The 3,733-nt window shown below is 73.5% G+C and carries 4 protein-coding genes; 2 read left to right on the forward strand and 2 right to left on the reverse strand.

Annotated elements, in window-relative coordinates; all coding sequences use genetic code 11:
• Nucleotides 1-219: 219 nt before the first annotated feature.
• Nucleotides 220-1,794, forward strand: coding sequence for a helicase HerA domain-containing protein (locus MFF30_RS25810; RefSeq protein WP_238283137.1), 1,575 nt, complete (start codon nt 220-222; stop codon nt 1,792-1,794).
• A gap of 4 nt (nt 1,795-1,798) precedes the next feature.
• Here the strand turns inward: MFF30_RS25810 and MFF30_RS25815 are convergent, their stop codons facing one another.
• Nucleotides 1,799-2,695, reverse strand: a complete 897-nt coding sequence (locus MFF30_RS25815) for a LysR substrate-binding domain-containing protein (RefSeq protein WP_238283139.1) — start codon at nt 2,693-2,695, stop codon at nt 1,799-1,801.
• Between the two features lie 121 nt (nt 2,696-2,816).
• On the opposite strand from MFF30_RS25815, the gene MFF30_RS25820 reads away from it, so the two are divergent.
• A complete protein-coding gene (locus MFF30_RS25820; RefSeq protein WP_238283142.1) occupies nt 2,817-3,206 on the forward strand; it encodes a tautomerase family protein in 390 nt (129 codons plus the stop codon).
• Between the two features lie 10 nt (nt 3,207-3,216).
• Here the strand turns inward: MFF30_RS25820 and MFF30_RS25825 are convergent.
• Nucleotides 3,217-3,733: ABC transporter substrate-binding protein (locus MFF30_RS25825; protein ID WP_238283144.1), on the reverse strand; the 517-nt coding region annotated here is incomplete at its 5' end.

A 3,733-nucleotide genomic window follows, 5' to 3' on the forward strand; every position in this document is an offset into this window, starting at 1 on the left:
CATAGGTCTTTGAGCCTAGGCACTTGAGCCTATCACCGAAGAGCCCACATGAACGAAAGGGGAACAAATACAGACCTCTACTCCTTCCGGGTGCGACCCCTCACCTGTGGACGCCCAGCCCGGGCAACGGACCTGCCGGAGGGCACGCGTGTTAAGACCTTCGTGCGAGAGCCATAGGAGCCCCGGGGAACGAGCCTCGGCGCGGGAGCCGGAGCAGGCATGACGGTCGGCATCGAGATGGGTCTGAGCATGGGGCCGGGGGCGGAGCCCGCGCGCCTCGACCTCGAGGAGCTCCTGGCCACGCGTCTCCTGGTCCAGGGCAATTCCGGCTCGGGCAAGTCGCACCTCCTGCGGCGCCTGCTGGAACAGAGCGCCGGCGCGGTGCAGCAGGTGATCATCGACCCCGAGGGCGACTTCGTTACCCTGGCCGAGGCCTACGGCCACGTGGTGGTGGACGGCGCCCACACGGAGCCCGACCTCCAGGCTATCGCCGCCCGGGTGCGGGCGCACCGGGTCTCGGTGGTACTCACCCTGGAGAGCCTCGACATGGAGGCACAGATGCGCGCGGCGGCCGCCTTCCTGGGCGGCCTGTTCGAGGCCGAGCGCACCCACTGGCACCCCGCCCTGATCGTCGTCGACGAGGCGCAGATCTTCGCCCCCGCAGCGGCTGGCGACGTCTCGGACGAGGCGCGCAAGGCCTCGCTCGGCGCTATGACCAACCTGATGTGCCGGGGCCGCAAGCGGGGCTTGGCCGGCATCATCGCAACGCAGCGCCTCGCCAAGCTCGCCAAGAACGTCGCGGCCGAGGCCACCAACTTCCTCATGGGCCGCACCTTCCTCGACATCGACATGGCACGCGCGGCCGACCTCCTCGGCCTCGACCGGCGCGGCGCCGAGCGGTTTCGCGACCTGTCGCGCGGCGAGTTCGTGGCGCTGGGCCCGGCCCTGAGCCGGCGGCCCCTAGCGCTGCGCATCGGCCCGGTGACGACCTCGGCGCGCTCGGGTTCGCCGAAGCTCGTGCCGCTGCCCGCCCCGGCGGATGCGGACCTGCGCGCCCTCATCCTCACCCGCTCGGCCGACGAGCCCGCGCTGGCGTGGGCGCCAGCGCCCCGCACGCCGCCAACGCCGCGCGCCACGCCGGCCGACCTCATGCGCGAGCTGAGCGCCTACCGCCCCGAGCCGGTGGAGGCGCCGGAGCCGCTCAGCGAGGCGGAGATCCGGGCCGGGCTCGACGCGGTCCTGCGCGGCATCGCGGCCGACCCCGATGCCGGCGGCCAGCCGGTGGCGGTGGTCTACCAGGACTTCCTCGTGCGCTGCCGGATGCGCAGCCTTGATGGCGAGGCGATCAGCCTGGCCGCCTTCCGCCGCCGCCTCGGCGTCGCCCGAGCCGGATTCGACGGGGCCGACGTCGCCCCGGACGAGGCGGACGGGCGCTGGGAGGAGGCACAAGGCGTCGCCGCCACCCTGCCGGACGAGGTCCAGGGCCTGTTCCTGCTGCTCGCCCGCGCGGCGCTCGCCGGAGAGCCCTGCCCCGGCGACGAGGCCCTGGCGCGGGCGATCGGCAGCCGCTCGCCCGGCCGCGCCCGGCGCCTGCTGGCCTATGTCGAGACCCGCGGCACCATCGTGTGCCGCATGGATTACCGCGGCAACCGCATCGTCGCGCTACCGGCGCTCGCCTGCGAGACCGCCCCCGGCGATCCCAAGGCGTCGGCCGAAGCGAAGCCCGGCGGCCCAGCCGGATCCCCACCGCCGGCCGGCGATGCCGGCCTGCCCGGGCTGTTCGCCGCCGAGTAGGCCCTCAGGCCAACAGCTTCGGAGCCATGGCGGCGCGCAGCATGCCCGCGAGGCGCTCGAGGGCCGGGCCGCGCTGCGCATCGTGGGCCCGCAGCGCCAGGCCGATCTGCGGCAGCGCCGGCAGGTTCGCCTCGGCCGGCTCCAGGGCGCGCAGCGTCGGCGGCAGGCCGTGGGGAACCCGCAGGGCGATGCCGAGGCCGGCGGCCACCGCGGCCCAGAGACCGGTGAGGCTCGGCGACGCGAAGGCGACCCGCCACGGAATCGCGGCCCCGTCGAGGGCCCGCAGGCCGGCCTGGCGGAACAGGCACGGCGCCGCGAACGCGACCAGGGGCAGGGTCGCGTCGAGGGCGCGCACGAAACCGTCGCGCGGCCCGATCCAGGCCATCGGCAGGTCGAGGCGCGCGAGCGGCGCCGGGCCCGGCCAGGCCTCCGACGGGACGGCGCCGGATTCCCAGGCCAGCACGAGGTCGAGGCGCCCGGCGTGAAGCCCCGCCAGCAGGGCAGCATTGGTCTCCACCCGCACCTCGACCTGCACACCCGGGTTCTGGCGCGCGAAGGGGCCGAGGAGGCCCGGCAGCCAGGTCTCGGCGAAATCCTGCGGCAGGCCGAGGCGGACGCGGCCGGCCAACGCCGGTCCGCGGACGATCGCCAGGGTTTCGTCGTTGAGGGCGAGCAGACGCCGTGCCGGGCCGAGGAGGGCTTCGCCGGCCTCGGTCAAGGCGAGGCCCCGGCCGGACTTCCGGGTCAAAGGCTGGCCGAGCTGCCCCTCGAGCTTGCGCAACTGCAGGCTGAGGGCCGAAGGCGAGCGGTCGAGGCGCTCGGCGGCCTTCGCGAAGCTGCCGAGATCGATGCCGGTGACGAAGCTGCGCAGGGCATCGAGGTCGAGGTTGGTGACAACCATTCGGTTTTCCCAAACGATCCGTTCGGATCTTCGCGATTTTCGCGACGATGCTGCGCCCGTACACGTTGGTCCGTCAACACGACGCCGCCGCGAGAGCCGGTCTACCGCAGGAGACCACCATATGCCGTTCGTCCACGTCACCCTCGCCGGCCCGCCCCCGGGTGCCGCCGCTCTCGCCGCCCTCCAGGCGGGCGTCACCACCCTGATGGCCGAGGTTCTCGGCAAGCGGGCCGACCTCACGGCAGTGCTGGTGGAGGGCACGGCGCCGGGCGCCTGGAGCATCGGCGCGGCCCCGACGAGGATCGCGGCCCATCTCGACGCGACGGTCACGGCCGGCAGCAACAGCCCGGCGCAGAAGGCGGCCTTCGTCGCGGCCGCCCACCGGCTCATGGCCGAAACCCTGGGGGAGGGCCTGCCGCTCGCCACCTACGTGGTGGTGGACGAGGTCCCGGCGGAATCCTGGGGCTATGGCGGGCTGACCCAGGCGCGGCGCGCTGAGGGTCGGCCCTGACACGGCGCCCTCAGCGCTTGGTGGCGGCCTCGTAGTATTTGGGCTCGAACAGGCCCTCCAGGGGCACGTCCTTGTCGAGGGTGCCGATGGAGACCTGGTAGGCCTGCATCTTCTTCGTGGCCTCGATGATCTGGCGCGGGTCGGCGGTGAACCGGGCGGCCGGCGAGGTCAGCGCCTTGGTGATGGTCGCGGTGTCGGTGATGCCCTTGCCGAGCGCCGCCTCCACGGGTTTCGCCGCGCGGGCCGGATCGCTTTTCAGGAGTTCGACGGCGCGCACCACGGCCTTGACCAGGCCCTCGACGGCGGCGGGATTCTTGTCCGCGAAGGCGCCGAACACGCCCACCACCGTGCCCGGCTGATCGGGGAACATCTCGCCCCCGGTGGCGATGAGCTTGATGGCGGGGTTGCGCATCTGCACGATGGTGAGCGCCGGCTCGCGGATCGAGGCGCCGTCGACGGCGCCGGCCAGCATCGCCTGCTGGGTCGCGTCGATGCCCATCGCCACCACCTCGGCATTGGCCTTGTCG

This window comes from Methylobacterium goesingense (genome assembly GCF_022179225.1).
GTDB classification, from domain to species: Bacteria; Pseudomonadota; Alphaproteobacteria; order Rhizobiales; family Beijerinckiaceae; genus Methylobacterium; species Methylobacterium goesingense.

Excerpts from the sequence above, each read along its gene's own strand:
- MFF30_RS25820 (WP_238283142.1), top strand. The coding sequence starts at position 2,817 with ATGCCGTTCGTCCACGTCACCCTCGCCGGCCCGCCCCCGGGTGCCGCC.
- MFF30_RS25815 (WP_238283139.1), bottom strand. The coding sequence starts at position 2,695 with ATGGTTGTCACCAACCTCGACCTCGATGCCCTGCGCAGCTTCGTCACC.
- MFF30_RS25810 (WP_238283137.1), top strand. The coding sequence starts at position 220 with ATGACGGTCGGCATCGAGATGGGTCTGAGCATGGGGCCGGGGGCGGAG.